Source organism: Vibrio sp. 1401 (assembly GCF_033340295.1).
In genome coordinates, this window is record NZ_JAWOWF010000534.1 from 1 (window position 1) to 611 (window position 611).

Sequence of the window (611 nt, forward strand, 5' to 3'; positions counted from 1 at the left end):
GTCCGCCACTGGTGTCACGTTGATATCAAACGTTTCGGTGGCTTGCAGCGACGTTCCTGTGGAATTCTCGTAGTAAATTCCATTATCGTCCGCTGTAACCGTCAATGAAATAGCTGAACTGTTCACGTCACTTGCATCGACAAAAACACCGACATTTGGATCTGTCGAAGTCAACACCGCATTAAGTTGGGACAACGTCCCCATCAACACGGTTTCACCCGCTAAACCAACACCTAGCGTCACACCACTGCCGGATGGCGCGATAACACTGACATCACCTTCACTCGTGCTGAGCGAAATCGTCATGATCTCGTTCTCATGGATACCCGTGAAATCCACATCTGCTATCGTAATGCCTGATATTTTTTGACCTGCCGATTCGAAGATCGTGCTGGTTACTAATGAGCCATCAATCTCCGGAGCATCATTAACCGCTTGAACGTTCATGACCGCAGAACCGCTGATTGTGATTGGATCCGGTGCTCCATTTGTTGTGCCATCGTCAGTAATGTCATAGACAAAACTCACATCACCGTTAAAGTTTTCTGATGGTTCAAAGCGCCATTCCGTCGCGCTAATCTGCGTGATCGTTCCCGCTGATGGATCCGCAA

1 protein-coding gene is annotated in these 611 nt (G+C 48.4%); it reads right to left on the reverse strand.

The window, feature by feature from the left end; genetic code table 11:
• On the reverse strand, window positions 1-611 hold a 611-nt coding region (locus tag R7Z77_RS26680), incomplete at both ends, for a cadherin-like domain-containing protein (RefSeq protein WP_318137214.1).